Annotated in this window: 16 protein-coding genes; 4 read left to right on the top strand and 12 right to left on the bottom strand. The window is 36.8% G+C overall.

The genetic code is table 11. The features are described 5' to 3' along the window. Positions 1 to 38: 38 nt before the first annotated feature. Genes QRY57_RS03440 through pcrB form a run of 4 tightly spaced genes read right to left on the bottom strand, consistent with a single transcriptional unit; the run spans position 39 to position 6,209 of the window. On the bottom strand, positions 39 to 1,232 hold the full coding sequence (locus QRY57_RS03440; protein WP_286016659.1) for a CamS family sex pheromone protein: 1,194 nt from the start codon (positions 1,230 to 1,232) through the stop codon (positions 39 to 41). A 16-nt stretch (positions 1,233 to 1,248) separates the two neighbouring features. Then, positions 1,249 to 3,258, bottom strand: a complete 2,010-nt coding sequence (ligA, locus tag QRY57_RS03435; RefSeq protein WP_286016658.1) for an NAD-dependent DNA ligase LigA — start codon at positions 3,256 to 3,258, stop codon at positions 1,249 to 1,251. A 14-nt stretch (positions 3,259 to 3,272) separates the two neighbouring features. Next, positions 3,273 to 5,507, bottom strand: a complete 2,235-nt coding sequence (gene pcrA, locus QRY57_RS03430; protein WP_286016657.1) for a DNA helicase PcrA — start codon at positions 5,505 to 5,507, stop codon at positions 3,273 to 3,275. Between the two features lie 12 nt (positions 5,508 to 5,519). Next, positions 5,520 to 6,209, bottom strand: a complete 690-nt coding sequence (gene pcrB, locus QRY57_RS03425; RefSeq protein ID WP_286016656.1) for a heptaprenylglyceryl phosphate synthase — start codon at positions 6,207 to 6,209, stop codon at positions 5,520 to 5,522. Between the two features lie 410 nt (positions 6,210 to 6,619). Between pcrB and QRY57_RS03420 the strand changes: the two genes are divergently transcribed. Next, positions 6,620 to 6,997: a YgaP family membrane protein gene (locus QRY57_RS03420; RefSeq protein ID WP_090692657.1), complete on the top strand. Its 378-nt coding sequence runs from the start codon at positions 6,620 to 6,622 to the stop codon at positions 6,995 to 6,997. Between the two features lie 146 nt (positions 6,998 to 7,143). On the opposite strand, the gene QRY57_RS03415 is transcribed toward QRY57_RS03420, so the two are convergent. Beyond that, positions 7,144 to 7,749 (bottom strand): hypothetical protein, encoded by a 606-nt coding sequence (locus QRY57_RS03415; protein ID WP_098303150.1) that lies wholly within the window; start codon positions 7,747 to 7,749, stop codon positions 7,144 to 7,146. A 204-nt stretch (positions 7,750 to 7,953) separates the two neighbouring features. On the opposite strand from QRY57_RS03415, the gene QRY57_RS03410 reads away from it, so the two are divergent. Further along, positions 7,954 to 8,799 carry an SPFH domain-containing protein gene (locus QRY57_RS03410; protein ID WP_026593289.1) on the top strand — a complete coding sequence of 282 codons (846 nt, stop codon included), beginning with the start codon at positions 7,954 to 7,956 and terminating at the stop codon, positions 8,797 to 8,799. 14 nt (positions 8,800 to 8,813) lie between these two features. Beyond that, positions 8,814 to 8,978, top strand: a complete 165-nt coding sequence (locus QRY57_RS03405) for a type II toxin-antitoxin system antitoxin (RefSeq protein ID WP_035415543.1) — start codon at positions 8,814 to 8,816, stop codon at positions 8,976 to 8,978. Positions 8,979 to 9,275: 297 nt separating this feature from the next. Here the strand turns inward: QRY57_RS03405 and gcvPB are convergent, their stop codons facing one another. The 3 genes from gcvPB to QRY57_RS03390 are packed head-to-tail and all read right to left on the bottom strand — an operon-like array spanning position 9,276 to position 13,072. Next, on the bottom strand, positions 9,276 to 10,847 hold the full coding sequence (gene gcvPB / locus QRY57_RS03400; protein WP_286016655.1) for an aminomethyl-transferring glycine dehydrogenase subunit GcvPB: 1,572 nt from the start codon (positions 10,845 to 10,847) through the stop codon (positions 9,276 to 9,278). A 29-nt stretch (positions 10,848 to 10,876) separates the two neighbouring features. Beyond that, positions 10,877 to 12,265, bottom strand: a complete 1,389-nt coding sequence (gene gcvPA / locus QRY57_RS03395) for an aminomethyl-transferring glycine dehydrogenase subunit GcvPA (protein WP_286016654.1) — start codon at positions 12,263 to 12,265, stop codon at positions 10,877 to 10,879. Positions 12,266 to 12,295: 30 nt separating this feature from the next. Further along, entirely contained in the window at positions 12,296 to 13,072 is a 777-nt protein-coding gene (locus tag QRY57_RS03390; protein ID WP_286016653.1) for an SDR family NAD(P)-dependent oxidoreductase, read from the bottom strand. A gap of 189 nt (positions 13,073 to 13,261) precedes the next feature. Between QRY57_RS03390 and QRY57_RS03385 the strand changes: the two genes are divergently transcribed. Continuing rightward, positions 13,262 to 14,671, top strand: a complete 1,410-nt coding sequence (locus tag QRY57_RS03385) for a sigma-54 interaction domain-containing protein (RefSeq protein ID WP_286016652.1) — start codon at positions 13,262 to 13,264, stop codon at positions 14,669 to 14,671. 174 nt (positions 14,672 to 14,845) lie between these two features. Here QRY57_RS03385 and QRY57_RS03380 read toward each other — a convergent pair whose 3' ends face one another. The 4 genes from QRY57_RS03380 to QRY57_RS03365 all read right to left on the bottom strand — a co-directional run bounded on the left by QRY57_RS03380 (position 14,846) and on the right by QRY57_RS03365 (position 16,376). Next, positions 14,846 to 15,088 (bottom strand): hypothetical protein, encoded by a 243-nt coding sequence (locus QRY57_RS03380; protein ID WP_208019022.1) that lies wholly within the window; start codon positions 15,086 to 15,088, stop codon positions 14,846 to 14,848. A 62-nt stretch (positions 15,089 to 15,150) separates the two neighbouring features. Further along, a complete protein-coding gene (locus QRY57_RS03375; RefSeq protein WP_286016651.1) occupies positions 15,151 to 15,774 on the bottom strand; it encodes a hypothetical protein in 624 nt (207 codons plus the stop codon). Between the two features lie 54 nt (positions 15,775 to 15,828). After that, positions 15,829 to 16,116 (bottom strand): hypothetical protein, encoded by a 288-nt coding sequence (locus QRY57_RS03370; RefSeq protein WP_286016650.1) that lies wholly within the window; start codon positions 16,114 to 16,116, stop codon positions 15,829 to 15,831. A 17-nt stretch (positions 16,117 to 16,133) separates the two neighbouring features. Then, complete coding sequence (locus QRY57_RS03365; RefSeq protein WP_098303145.1) at positions 16,134 to 16,376, bottom strand: hypothetical protein; 243 nt, start codon at positions 16,374 to 16,376, stop codon at positions 16,134 to 16,136. Positions 16,377 to 16,381: the final 5 nt, after the last annotated feature.

Raw genomic sequence — 16,381 nt, 5'->3', positions numbered from 1 at the left:
GAAGAAAAAAAGCCGTTCCAGAAAGGAACAGCTTTTTCTTAATCTAAAATTTTCACAAATGGTTCATCCTGCTTCGCATCACGAATAATAATAGCTTCAGGACGTTCAACAGATTTAATTGTCACCTGTACTTTCACATAATTCGGGAAGTATTGCATAACAAGTCCCGCCACATATTGCGTAAATCCAATCACTTCTGCTTTTCCGTTAAATTGAACAGGAATTTCAATCTTCATTTCTTTTAATTGATCATCTTTATAAAATCCTGTACCTACAACAGCTGTGTAATCGCCTTTGAAATACTCACTCAGCTTTGCTTTAAAGTTTTCTACAGTTGTATAATCTTCACGCACATCCGTCTTAGCTGATTCAGAAGGGAACAAGTAATACTTTTCATTAATTGCTTTCCAATCTCCTACTTTATCACTACCTTTATCGACTTGAGCGTAAGATACAAATTTCCCTGGCACAAGTGTTGATTTCGCTCCTTGACGATAAATCGCAAACGTAATCGGGACATTTTTCACATCTGGCTTTTTCTGTTGTAACTGAGATAAAATTTCTTGCGCCATGCGTTTACCCTCTGCTAGCATCTCTTCTTCCTTAATTTCAGCTTCACGTGGGTATCCGTGTTCTTCATTGTAATAATGAACGGAATTCATCGCGAGACCAATAACAATTCCGCCTAATTCAACTTGATCGCCTTTTCTCGCATAATAATCATGTTCTAAAATATTCGAAAGATAAATTGGCTTTTTCCTATTGCGTACCTCTAATGATTCAGATCCTGGATCTAAAGCAGGGTTCAATCCAATGTTCGGAAGCTTATCTGCTTCTTTTTTACCAAGTTTCTCTTCTAGTTCCTTTTGCTCAGCATCTGTACGCTTTCTTTTCACAAGCATTTGAACCATTTCTTTTTCTAAAAATTTACCACCCTGGAATAAATAATCTTTCGTACTAAACGATTCTTTCGCAATACGCATTAGTCCTGTTTCAAATTCATCTATATCCAGACGGCTATTTAATCCTTGGACAACTAAGCCACGTGCAGAACCTGGATCAAATGGCACCGTTGTTTTGTAATAATCCTCAGAAATAGAATATTTCGGAACAATCGCTTGTTCTTTTGATTTACCCGATTTGTCAATAACTTTTTCTTCTTTTTTTATACCTGTACTACATCCACTTAGAAGTAGACTTAGGCTTAATACCGCTAATGCTATTTTTTTCATGGTAAGTTTGCACCTCTTACTTATTTAGCTCTTGTAAGAACCTCTCTTCATTCCAAACCTCAATATTATGTTTCTCTGCTTGTGCTAATTTTGATCCTGCCGCTTCACCAGCAACGACTAAATCAGTACTCTTACTTACACTACCTGTTACTTTTCCACCTAGCTCTTCAATCTTTTTCTTCGCTTCAGTGCGCCCCATGACTTCTAGTTTTCCTGTTAGGACAATTGTTTTTCCAGCGAAGTAAGATGCAATATTTTGTAAATCAGCACGTTTTATGCCTTTGTAGGCCATGTTAACACCGTACTCTTTAAATTGTTGTAATAACTCTAACACGTCTTCATTATCAAAGTACGTTACGATTGATTGAGCCATTTTCTCGCCAATTTCATTAATCTCTTTTAACTCTTCTTCAGTTGCTTTCACAAGGTGGTCCATCGTTTCAAAATGCTCAGCTAACGTGCGAGCTGCTTTTGCACCGACATGACGAATACCAAGTCCAAATAATAGACGCTCCAAAGAATTTTCCTTAGACGCTTCAATTGCTTGTACTAATTTAGATGCCGATTTCTCACCAAAACGCTCTAGTTGTAACAATTGCTCTTTCGTTAATGGATACAAATCTGCAAATGTCCGAATATAATCTGCTTCAAAAAGCTGTGTAATAACACGCTCTCCAAGGCCATCAATATTCATTGCATTTCTTGAAACGAAATGAATCAGCCCTTCACGAATTTGTGCTGGGCAGGCTGGGTTAATACAACGTAGCGCTACCTCTTCTTCTAAACGAACAAGTTCACTGTCACAATCTGGACAATGCGTTGGCATATGGTACTCATCTTCCTCACCAGTACGTTTATCAAAAATAACGTTAACTACTTCTGGAATAATGTCTCCCGCTTTTTTCACAACAACGTAGTCGCCAATTCGAATATCTTTTTCACGAATTAAATCCTCGTTATGTAGAGATGCGCGGCGGACAATTGTTCCAGCGACTCGAACCGGCTCTAGTTCTGCAGTTGGTGTCACAACACCAGTACGTCCTACACTTAGTTCAATACCTGTTAATCTCGTTACAACTTCTTCTGCCGGAAACTTATAAGCAATTGCCCAGCGCGGACTCTTTGCTGTTGTTCCTAAGCTTTCTTGCAAAGCTACATCATCTACTTTAATTACAATTCCATCAATCTCATAATCAAGATTTGGGCGCTTTTCCTGCCATTCTTCTACATAAGCGATTACGTCTTCAATTGTTTCACACGTGCGACGATTTGGATTTGTTTTAAATCCAAGTTCACCTAAGAAGTTCAATGACTCGCTATGTGATGCAATCGTTTTTTCTTCCACATCAGCAAGACCGTACACAAACATAGATAGCTTGCGCTTCGCGGCTACTTTCGGATCAAGTTGACGTAGTGATCCCGCTGCTGCGTTACGTGGATTTGCAAAAACAGCTTCACCATTTTGCTCTTTCTCTTCATTTAATTTCACAAATGAACGCTTTGGCATATATGCCTCGCCGCGAGCTTCCAATGTTACTTCTTCTTTCAAACGAAGAGGAATTGCTTTAATTGTTTTTAAATTTTGCGTAATATCCTCACCAGTTACGCCATCACCACGTGTTGCTCCTTGAACGAAGCGTCCTTTTTCATAATGAAGGGAAACAGCAAGACCGTCAATTTTTAGTTCACATATATATCTTACATTTGAATCATCAATTCCTTGACGTACTCTGCGATCAAAATCGCGTAAATCTCCTTCATTAAAGGCATTTCCTAAACTTAACATCGGTGATTTATGCGTGACTTTTTCAAATATATCAAGCACTGCTCCTCCAACTCGAACAGTTGGGGAGTCTTCCGTTAAAAATTCAGGGTTCTCTGCTTCTAATTTTATAAGCTCCTGCATATCACGGTCGTATTCCGCATCAGAAACAGAAGGATTGTCTAGTACGTGATATTGATAGTTGAATGCATTGAGCATATCACGAAGTTCTTCTATACGCTGCTTTATCGCCTCTTTTGACATATCCTTACTCCTTTCTATTGTTTCGTTACAGGTGCAAATTTCGCTAATAAACGTTTAATACCAATCGGACTTGGGAATGCAATATCTAACTCTTTTGCATCACCTTCCCCTTTCACACTTACAACTGTACCAACTCCCCATTTTTGATGGGACGCTTTATCACCTACAGCCCAGCCAATTTGCTCTCCTCCTGTTGTTTTCACTGCCGGTCGCACAAATGCAGAGCGAGAACGTGTCGTCGTTGCCCCAGCCCCAGCTGTCCTTCCTTTCGCACTAAATGTCTCGCGCTTTGGCGTTGTTTCATTTAATGGTTCAAGTAAATTCGCCGGAACTTCTGAAATAAATCGAGATGCTGCATTCATATTTGTTCTACCAAATAAAGTACGCATTTGAGCATTTGATAAATATAACTCTTCTTCCGCACGAGTGATACCTACATAAGCTAAACGGCGTTCTTCTTGCATCTCATCTTCTTCCATAAGAGAACGAGTATGTGGGAAGACCCCTTCCTCTAAGCCAATAATAAAGACAACCGGGAACTCTAGCCCTTTTGCCGAGTGCATCGTCATTAAAATAACTTCTTCACCTGCAGTTGGATCCTCATCCACACGATCTATATCTGCAACAAGAGCCAAATCTGTTAAGAAAGCGACAAGACTCTTATCTTCACTTTGTGACTCAAATGTTTGGGTAACAGATAAAAACTCATCTAAGTTTTCAAGTCTTCCTTCCGCTTCTAAAGTACGTTCATTCTTTAGCATATCGCGGTAACCTGTTTTCTCAATAACTTCCTCTACCAGTTCTGTAACAGATAAATATTCCTGCATATTTACCCAATTGTGTAATTGACTTGCAAATTCTTTTACTGCTTTTGTGATTTTTGCACTTACTCCAACATGCTCAATTTCATCCATTACAGCAGTTAATGAAATACCATTTTGTACGCCGTAGTTAATAATTTTATCGATAGACGTGGCACCGATTCCCCGCTTCGGCACGTTAATAATACGTGCAAAGCTAATCTCATCATCCGGATTTGCGATTAAACGTAAGTAAGCCAAAATATCTTTAATCTCTTTACGGTCATAGAACTTGATACCGCCGACAATTTTATACGGAATATTGGACTTTAAGAAAATCTCCTCGACCATACGAGACTGCGCATTAGTACGATACAGAACCGCAAAGTCTGTATATTTTCGATTCCCCATTTGAATTTCATCGCGAATTTTTTTCGCAACAAAATATGCTTCATCCTTTTCTGTTGCAGCACGATAATACGAAATCTTACTTCCGACTTGATTATCCGTCCATAATTTTTTCGGTTTACGATTTGAATTATTTTCAATTACAGCGTTAGCTGCATTTAAAATATTTTGTGATGAGCGGTAGTTTTGCTCTAACAAGATAACCTGTGCATTCTCATAGTCTTTTTCAAACGATAAAATGTTGGAAATATCCGCACCGCGCCAACGATAAATAGACTGATCAGAATCACCAACAACACAAAGATTTTTAAAGCGAGCAGCTAATTTATTTACAAGAATGTATTGTGCTCTGTTCGTATCCTGATACTCATCAACATGAATATACTGGAATTTGCGTTGATAAAATTCCAATACTTCTGGAACACGTTCAAATAATTGAATCGTCGTCATAATTAAATCATCAAAATCTAATGAATTATTTTTCAGAAGACGTTTTTGATATTCTATATACACATCACTTATTAATTTCTCAAATGGATCAGCAATTGAAATTTGCTTTGCATATTTATCAGCAGATAACAATTCATTCTTTGCATTGCTAATGCCAGATAAAATAGAACGCGGATCGAATTTTTTCGGATCAACGTTTCGCTCTTTCATGATTTTCTTCACAACAGTAAGTTGATCACTTGCATCTAAGATCGTAAAGTTTCGGTTAATCCCAATACGGTCGATATCACGTCGTAAAATACGCACGCACATCGAGTGGAACGTAGAAATCCAAATATCCTCTGCTTCCGGGCCGACAAGCGTATCGATACGCTCACGCATTTCACGAGCTGCTTTATTTGTAAAGGTAATTGCTAATACATTCCAAGGTGCTACCCCTTTTTCACCAAGTAAGTATGCGATGCGATGTGTTAGCACACGCGTTTTACCACTACCAGCACCCGCCATTAATAGAAGTGGACCGTTTGTTGTTTGCACCGCTTTTTGTTGCTCAGGGTTTAAACCACTTAATAATTTATCAGTTATACTCATATGTGCCTACACCTACTCTCCTTTTACAGCTTTTACTGTTTGTAACGCTGCTTTTATATCATCATAAATTACATTTCCTACAACGACTGTATCAGCGTACTGCGCCATTTCTTTTGCCTCTTTCGCACTTGAAATCCCGCCTCCGTAATACAACCTTGCTTGTTGTAATTCTGCTTTTACATTTTTAACAAGTTCAACATCTCCGTAAGTACCGCTATATTCCAAGTAGAAAATCGGCAAATTCAGAAGCTTGTCTGCCATACGTGCATATGCAATAACGTCATCTTCTGTTAAATCACATTTCGCCGCTGTAAGCTGAGCTACTTTTGCTTCTGCATTTAAAACACAATATCCTTCCATGAAAATTTCATCCCAGTTCATAATGTCCCCAAATTCTTTCAATGCCTCATGATGAATTCCCGTTATCCATTCCACTTTTCGGCTATTTAAAACACTTGGGATGTAATAAAAATCAAATCCTGGCGTAAGAGCTTCAAGATCAGAAACCTCTAACACACAAGGAACTGCATATCTACGAATGCTTACTAGCATGTGTAATACGTTATCAATTGTTACTCCATCACTTCCGCCTACAATGACTGCGTCTGTTCCAGATTCACAAATCATTTCTAAATGTTCATCGCTTAATTCCTTATTCGGATCAAGCTTAAATACATGTTTCCACTGTGAAATATCGTACATGAAAACACCCTTTCTTTTATCTAATCACCTTTATGCGCTTGTTCAAAAAGACTGTTATCTTGACCGGACTTTTTAAACTTCCTTTATAACACACGTTTAAAAAGGAGGATTTAGAGAACCGAGCAGTTCGAGGCGCTGTAGCCAGGAGGACACGCAGTGTAGCCTTTACTACATGAGTACCGCACTGGCACAGCAACGAAGAAATGCGAAGGTTATCTTGACCGGACTTTTTAAACTTCCTTTTATGCATTCTTACATTATAACAAAAAAAGACACCTATACACACGCCCTATCCAACATCTTTTTTACCGTCAAATGTTGGATTACATATCGCGAAACTTACATGGAATAATAACAACTGAAATAGTGTTTACTATTTCTAAGCTGATGAAGAAGGAGTGTTTTCTTTGATAAAGCAAAACATCGGCATAATGAATGCTCTAATTCGTATTACACTCGGTTTGGTCGTATTAAGTTGTAGCACAGCTAAACTTACACGCAAACCATGGTGCATTTGGTCAAAGATTCTGCTATGGCTTAGTGCAATGAAAATTGCAGAAGGAATCTTGCGTTTCTGTCCTATTACGGAAGCATGTAAATTTGGAAAATATATGAACATGGGTGCCTTTAAAATACCTAGCATGGATTTTAATAAAAAGGGAAATGCTAAAGAAGAAGTAAATCATACTTCTAGCCATGACACACAAAAGTCAAAAGGAAGTTATGATACTTCTGACAAAGAGATTGAGTCAGCGATTGAGGAAGCAATCCTGGCAAAACCGCTTTGAATCATTTGTCACGATGCAAGATGCTCTCAAAGGGACTTAGCTGCTGCAGTGGGCGGCTAAGTCTTCTTCATTTTATCGCGGTAAACAAAAAGATCACCCGGCAGCAAAACCTTTGAGTGATCTCTTTGTAACGCCATGTATCGCAATTATTTATTGCCAAACATTTTATCTATTGATTTTGAGTTTGCAAGCAATGCTTCTTGTAAATTTTCATCAGAAACAATTTTATAGTTACCTTCTTTATCTTTCTTTAAATTCAGCGTTACTTCACGAATTGCCATTGCCGCATCTTTATCAGACAAGTTCTTCACAAGGGTTGTCGTCATCATTTTCTCCATTGTCTTTTCAGATTGCTCTTTGTTTTCACTAAACGCACTTGCAAAAGCCATAGGCATAATCTCTCCGATTGTCTTTGTAGTGGCAACAGCCATATCAACCGAAGTAATCTTTACCTTAACCTTTGCTGTATCATCTTTCTTGGACACTTGCTCTGGCTTTTCAAATTTATAGTTCTTTGCGATTACGCTAAATATCTGCTTCCCATCAATACCGTCTTGCTCTTTGTTTAAATTGTTAAAATCGTATCCATCATTGCTTTCGTACACAAAAGTAGTGGCCTTTTTAAAGTCCCCGCCTTTTACTGCTGTCAAAAATTCTTGTACAGTATCATCTGGGTTTGAACATCCCGTAAGCATGCTCATTAATACCCCTATCATCATGATAAAAGTCAATGATTTGAACATTTTTTTCATAAGTACGCCCCCTGCTGTTTATTAAAACTTGAAATAACCCTTATATATTACTTTAGAAAAAAATATCTAACAAGCAAAAGTAATATTTAAACCCATCACACAGGTAACCAGGAATTATTTGTTATATTTTCAGAAAATTAGGTATAAACCCCTTGCTTAAAATGATATAAAAGTGATATCATTTTTATATCAGGAGGCGATCATATGAAAGAAAAACAAGTTTTTTATGTAAATGGTTTTCTCGGTATTATTGGGATTTTGATTTTAGCCACTATCGGTGTATTCTGCCTTGTGCAAGAAATTTTTATAGTAGCAGCATTAACTATTCTTTTAGCTGCGATTCTCGCAACTGGTATTGGAATTGTTCAACCAAACCAAGCGAAAGTAATTACGTTTTTCGGTAATTATTTAGGAACAATTCGTCAAAATGGTTTATTTTTAACAATTCCATTCGCATTCCGTCAAACTGTATCTTTACGTGTTGAAAACTTTAACAGTAAGAAATTAAAAGTAAATGATGTTGAGGGAAATCCAATTGAAATTGCAGCTGTTATTGTATATAAAGTTGTTGATTCTGCAAAAGCAATGTTTGGTGTTGAACATTATGATCGATTTGTAGAAATCCAAAGTGAAACGGCAATCCGCCACGTTGCAACAAAATATCCTTATGACAATTTCCAAGATGATAATTGCGTTACGTTACGCGGAAATACTGAAGAAATCTCTGAAGAATTAAAACGTGAGTTAGAAGCGCGTCTTGAAATTGCTGGTGTAGAAGTATTAGAAACTCGCCTAACGCATTTAGCTTACGCAACAGAAATTGCTCATGCAATGCTTCAACGTCAGCAAGCGAAAGCTGTATTGGCTGCACGTAAAGAAATTGTTGAAGGTGCCGTTCAAATGGCGAAAGACTCGATTCAAAAATTAGATGAAGAAGGCATACTTGATTTAGATGATGAGCGTAAGGCAAACATGGTTAACAACTTATTAGTTGCCATCGTTTCAGATAAAGGAGCACAACCAGTTATTAATACAGGAAGTCTATATTAAAGGTTGTAGGTATTATGGCTAAAAAGAAAAGTTTCCCATTACGTATCGATCCTGAATTACACGCAATCATTGAAAAATGGGCGAATGATGAGTTCCGCAGCGTTAACGCCCACATCGAGTATTTGCTTCGAGAAATGGCAAAACAAAAGGGAAGACTAAAAAAGGATCAAGATTCCTAAATGAAAAAAGACCACTAAGTTTTAGCGGTCTTTTTTCATTACTTATGAATATTTTCGATTCTCGCATTCTCTTGTACAATTTCATTCATCAATGAACTTACATAGCGCTGCGATCACATTAGTTATTTCAATTTCAGTACTATTTTCCATATGTTATTTTGGAAAATGGATGTACTAAAAATATAAAATACCCTCGAATTTTTTAAAATGTTTAATTTTTCCAAATAGCAATCATTGTTACATCCTTTAACATGAAAGAAAAAAGACAATCAAGAAATCTCTTGATTGCCCTCTACCTTAAATTAACTCCGGTAACTGTACTTTCTTCTGATAAGCTCTCCATGTAATACACCATTTTTTCGGATCATCTAGAAAATCCTGTTCATCTAATTTATGAATCGTACTATTTTGCGGAGCATTTCGAATAATTTCAGGACTTTCATATGCCTCTTGCGAAATTTGTTCAAGTGCCGCAATATACTCATCTAAATCTGCCTTAGAATAACTCTCAGTCGGCTCCAATGTAAACGGCTGAGGAACGATATATGGATGGTGACTCGTCCAGTAGTGTAAACCGAAATCCGTCATCCTTCTCTGAACATCTTCTGTCGTAACACCCGTTTCATCGTTCATCTCTTCCCAACTATAACGAACTTGTTCCAGCCGCTGCCCTTTCACATACGGAGCGCTTGCACCACGAATTTTTTGTACTTTATGATACATATAATTATTGTTTAACACAGCCGTTGTCGCCACTTCTTTTAACCCTTCTGGTCCTAGAGCACGAATCCATGCATAAGACCTTAAAATCGTTTGTGCCACACCATGAAAAGCACGTACTTTCCCAATCGAATGTTTCAATTCATGATTTAAATAATATTTCTCCTCATCACATTCGACAATTGGTCCTGGTAAGTACTCTTTTAACTCTTTACTTACACCAAGTGCACCTGTTGCTGGTCCACCACACATATGCGGAGCTGCAAATGTTTTATGAAGATTAAAAAAACACATATCAAATCCTGCTTCTTTCGCCCGCGTAATCCCAAGAAGGCCGTTTGCATTTGCCTGGTCGTAATAGCAAATCCCACCTGCTTCATGAACAACCCTCGTAAACTCTTTAATCTTCGAATTAAAAATCCCTGTATCTTCAGGATTCGCTACAACAAATCCTGCTGTTCTTTCTGAAACAACAGCTTTTAATTTTTCAAGGTCAGGAAATCCATCTTTATCCGGATGAAGCGTAATGATTTTAAAACCTTTAACAGCCGCTGTAGCCGCTTGTGAAGGATGAGAAAAAATGGTTGTAATAATTTCATTCCGCTTTTCCCCTTCCCCTCGAGATTCATGATATTTTCTTACAATGGATGCCATAGCAAATAAGGCTTGTGTGCCACCACTCGGTTGAAATGAAAAATGATCCATACCAGAAATTTCTCTCATACAAAGATCCAATTTGTATATAATCTCTAGCATGCCTTGGACCGTACTTTCATCTTGAAGAGGATGCAGTTCCATTATTTTAGGATTCCGTACTAATAATTCATTAATTTTAGGAATATATTTCATCGTACAGGTCCCTTGCCCAATTTCAACATTGAAATCTGATCCTAGCGTCTCTTGTGAAAGTCTCACATAATGCCTTAAAACACGTGCTTGACCGATTTCCGGAAGTCTCGCTCTTTCTTTTCTATACATAGAATGAGGAATCTTTGAAACTCCATCACCAACTTCTTTCACAATTGTTTCATCCGCTACAGGAACTTCTACGCCCCTTTCTCCTTGCTGGTGAAGTTCAAAAATAATTGGTTCATTCCATTTCGCTTGATGGAAGTCACGGACTTTACTATTCCTTTTAATTTTCTTCATCAGTCGATTCTCCTTTCCGTTCATCTTTTTTAATTTGTCACAATTTCTTGCAGAGCGGCAGCTAACCGATCAATGTCTTCCTTCGTATGAACTTCTGTAACACAATACAAGGCACATTGACCAAATTTAGGAAACTCTTTCGAAATATCCTTTCCTCCAAATATCTGTTTTTCTAACAATCTCTTATTTATAGTTTCTACTGATAAACCGGTCTCATTAAAATCAACAAGAAACTCTTTAAAAAATGGAGAACTTAATCTTGAACCTCTCACTCCAGGGATTTGGTTCAATTGTTTTACTGCATATTGACTATTTTGCATAATCGTTTGACCTAATTCATACATACCATTTGGTCCAAGTAACGATAAATAAACTCCTGCTGTAATGCCCCATAACGCTGTTTGTGTACCAACTGATTCTTTTCCTTTTTCACGAAGGGCAAAAGATGTTCGGTCATACGCTACATCTCCAAATCCGTACTCTCCTTCTTTTACTGTTGGGACAATTCCAAATAAACGTGAAGGGTATTCATTCACAAACTTTTCCTCATCTCTTGTAGCAATAAACCCAGCTTGCCCTCCGCTATAGTTCATATGCATACCAAGAGGCTGTAAGTCACCACAAACAATATCTGTTTGATAGTGGCTTGGCGGTGCTAGCACTCCAAGCGATATCGGATCAACACCAACAACTACTAGCGCATCATGTTGCTTTGCAATTTCCGCAATTTCCATCCCTTGCGATTCAATAAATCCTAAATAGGAAGGGTTTTCAAAATAAATTGCGGCTACATTAGCAGCTATCTTATTCTCTAAATCTTCTAAATCTAGAAGACCATTCTCATCATCATAACCAACAGAAACAAATTCAAGATCTGGGGACCCATAATTTTGGATAATTTTCATTCTCTCAGGTGACACGGTTTGTGCTACTAATACCTTTTTTCTTTTCGTTATACGGGCAGCCATCCGAATTGATGTAGCTGCTGCTTGCCCCCAATCAAATGTAGGCACGTTTACAACATCCATATCAACAAGTTCCGCTACTAAGCTTTGGTATTCAAATAAAGCTTGAAACCTGCCATGATCTTCATACGGTTCCCCAGCATATGCCGTTAAAAATTCTGATCGCTGATTCACTTCATCGCAAACAGCTGGTACAAAGTGTTGCCAACAACCTGCTCCTAAAAAATTTACATATTCACTTGTACTCGTATTTTTACAAAGTATCCCTTCAACATGGCGACGCAGTTCATATTCTGTAAGCGCCTTTGGTATATTCATTTCCTCTTTTAACTTGAGTTCCTCTGGTATGCAGGCGTATAATTCCATCACGGTTTCAGCGCCGATTTCTTTTAACATCTCTTCTTTTACTTCAGGTACCATATTTGGAATGTAAGGATGTACCTTTTTCGTCATCTTAATACCCCCTTGTTAAATTTCATTCAATTATGCTAAGCCTCCGCCATCGACAACAAGTTCTGTCCCTGTCACCCAAGATGACAAGTCGCTAGCTAAAAATAAAACACCTTTTGCAATATCCCGTGGCGTACCAATTCTTGATAGAGGCCGATTTATTGCTGAATCTTTCAAAAACGACCCTTCTTCTACATTCAATTGTTTCGCCTCGTCGCGTAGTAACTGCGTATCTGTATCACCTGGACATATGCAGTTTACTCGAATATTTTGCGACCCATGATCAATTGCCATCGCCTTCGTTAAGTTCACAACCCCCGCTTTTGCAGCACAATATGCAGCTGCCTTGTCGCCCCCTTTTAGTCCCCATCCAGAGCCAGTGTTAATAATACTTCCCCCTTGTTTTTCAGCCATAATTGGAATGATATATTTAGATAAAAGATATACACCTTTTAATGACACATTAATAACTGAATCCCACTCTCTTTCTTCTAATTCAACAACTGTTTTTCTTCTAATAACTCCAGCGTTGTTAAACAGCACATCTACACTTCCATATACCTTCCTAATATGCTCACTCACATTCTTACAATCTAATTCACTTGTTACATCGCACTTCAAAAACTCTGCCCTCTGCCCCTCGTCTCGTAAACTCTGCGTGGCCTGCATACCTTTTTCCTCATCAATATCTAAAAGAATGACGGTAGCTCCTACTTCAGCAAAGATGGTTGCTGTCGCATACCCAATTCCTGATGCCGCTCCGGTTACAACCGCCACTTTATCCTTTAATTGAAAATAATCTCTTTCCATAAAAAAACCTCCTTTATTTGCATCTGCTTTTTATTAAGCAAAAAACATGCCAATTTTATTACGTGAAAAACCCTTATTGTAGTAAGCAACTTTGATACGATCATTTGACATTTTTGACAAACATTTGACACTTTTGTATTTTTCTGAATTATCATACAATAATTACATAAATAGAAAGGAGGTTCAAAATTGTCTACAATCACAGCAATCACAAAAATGATTCATACCTTTTCCGAACTCTTACAAATAGAAATCGCCTATTTCAACCATGAAGGGCTATTAGTTTCTTCAACGGAAGAATATAAAAAGAAAAAAGGAGAACGCGTATACCTCCCCTTTTTCCAAAAACTATACGAGCATCCTATTACCTTTGTACATAAGCCGGGGCATATGAATATGTGTCATGGTTGCCACTTTCAAAAAAGCTGTCCATCCACTGCAGAAATTATACAAAATATGATTCAAAATGAACGTCACTATGGCTATCTTTCATTCGTTAGTTTTTCCAAAGATAAGCAACAGAAATTACTCGATCAGCAAAAAGAATTTATCTATTGGATGGAAAAGTTAAAAGAGATTATTACCGATATGATTCATGAAACAAATTATTCTACTTCCAAAATAGGGACAAAATTAAAACAAACTGAATATATCCTTGGAAGCAGTTATACATTACAAAACATAAAAGAAATCTTAAAAAATATGAAAAGTAGTACCTCATCCATCGTTATTACAGGAGAAACGGGAACGGGGAAAAGCTTGATGGCAAAGCTTATTCATGAACAAAGCATATTCCAGAGGGGAGATTTCATTGAAATAAATTGTGCCAGCATTCCTGAATCTTTATTTGAAAGTGAGCTCTTTGGCTATGAGGAAGGTGCATTTACAGGGGCGAGAAAGAAAGGAAAGCCCGGTTACTTTGAAATGGCCGACCGAGGCACGTTATTTTTAGATGAAGTTGCAGATCTTCCTCTCCATTTACAACCAAAGTTATTAAAAGTACTACAAGATGGTGTTGTACAAAGAATTGGTGGAACGCTTCCCCAAAAAGTGAATGTCCGAATTATCGCTGCATCAAATCAACCATTAGAAAAATTAATAGAATCTAAACAATTCCGTTCAGATCTTTACTACAGACTCAATGTGATTCCAATTCATTTACCACCACTTCGCGAGCGAAAAGAAGACTTAAAGAAACTCGTCCCTTTCTTAATTGAAAAATTACAGACAAGAACAGGAAAATTCATTCAAAGTTACACAGAGGCGTTTCTAGCAAGATTAAAACAATATCACTGGCCTGGGAACATTCGTGAATTAGAGAATGTTTTAGAATATAGCATGAATATGGAGAAAAGTGGCCAATTAACCGAATCATCACTACCAGCATTTCTTCAAAATCATTCGGAGTTGCTGTGCTCATCCACAAAGCAACACGGTGCATTGCAAGAAGCTGAAAAAGAAAGCATTATTCAAAAACTTCATGACTATGGTTATGATTATGAAGGAAAAAAACAAGCTGCGGCTGCTTTGGGGATTAGTGTACGAACATTATATAGAAAAATGGAGAAACTCGGGATTTATAATGACGTGAAACTGTAATGATGAAAGATTTTCTTCAACTCTCGCAAATTAACCTTATAGTAAGTTTATCTCCCGCCTAATCTCCTTACTTACACCGAACTTTGAAGTAGGAGTATTACTGTCTACCAATAGCAAAACAAGAATTTATAACGTGTGCAATTTGCACACGTTATGTTATTTCAAAAATATAAATTATTCTTGTCTCTTATAGTTTCTTAAGTAACGAACATAGTGAAAAATCATAAAATGGCCTCCGATTATTATAAAAAAGATAAGAGGTATTAAAACTGTATATCCCATAATACTGAATTGACCATATCCTAAAGCTAACAAACCACTTACCCATGCACTCATAATGAGCAAACGCATCCATATATAAAAGCTTCCATATTCCTTTGCTGCCTGTTCTGGAAAATAGTTTTTTGGTAATTTCATATTCTCCTCCTAAAAAAACATCCTTTCTAAATTCTATTTTGTTTAGAAAGGATGCTTTTCATCTAATGCCCTATTTTCTCGGGAGACATTCGTTTAAACGTATTTACAATTTGAAAAAATGAAGGTTCGAATAACATTGCATCATCTACATTCCATGTAGAGAACGTAATACTATATATATTATTCTCTTTAGATACTGGTATTAAAAATTGATTCGTACATGCTTTAATATTCTCATTTTCCATTTCAACAGTTGTAAATTCACGAATATGTATGACATTACCAATCTGGGATTTAATCTCCTCAATCGATACTAATTCACTCTTCTCTTTTTCTTTTAGTAGCTTTTCCATATTTTGAATAGAAGAATACTCTTTTTCATAAGGAAACCTTGAAACTGTCACATCTGCAAAGTGTATAACATTCTCTCCGTCAACAAGACCTTGTAACGCAAACAGTTCCACTTTCATTCCTTTTAGATTTTTAAGAAGAAATTCTAGTTGCCTTTTGATCTCTTCCCAGTTTTTAGCAATATGTGGGAACACTTCGGCTTGTTCAGCTAAAAATATTGAAGTGAACTTTTCTATATGTTTAGGATCCGTCTCCATTAATGTCCATGTATTGGGAAGAGCTATTGAAAAATGTTTCTCCCGAAATGTATATCGGTACCATGTCTCCACACTCATTATAGTTCCCTTCTTTCAAATGAATACTATATTTAGTTATATATAGAATACATATTATTCTTTTCGTTTATAATAACCTCGATAGCATATACAATAATACAAGATAAAAATGGATATAATTGAAATTACTATTATCTCTATTTTCAATAACAGTCCATTAATTGGATGCTCTTTTCCTATCAGATTATTCACAAGGCACATGATTCCAAGATATATAAAAACTAAAAATGCTAACTTATAAATTTTAATAAAGATTTCTCCGACTTTCGGAGGCATAAATTCTTCAATATCTAATCTCATTTGTCTCGTCATAATATATCTTTCATTTATAAATCTCAGCACTGTGTCTATCTCCTTTATTATTTTTGTCTCATATAATTTCTTAAATAACGTATATAGTGAAAGATCGCAAAATAAACTCCAATAAAACCAAACGGAATACAAAATATTATAACTACTAATGTGAAAATATTTAATTTTCCGAACCCTAAAACTAATACAGTATTAGCAAATGCAATAATACAAATAAAGCGCATCCATACATAAAAGCTCCCGTATTCCTTTGTAGCCTGTTCTGGAAAATAGTTTTTTGGTAACTTCATTTTTT

This window comes from Bacillus arachidis, from assembly GCF_030285945.1.
GTDB classification, from domain to species: domain Bacteria; phylum Bacillota; class Bacilli; order Bacillales; family Bacillaceae_G; genus Bacillus_A; species Bacillus_A arachidis.
Note: the sequence above shows the minus strand (reverse complement) of the source record. Positions and strands in the feature narration are given on the sequence as shown.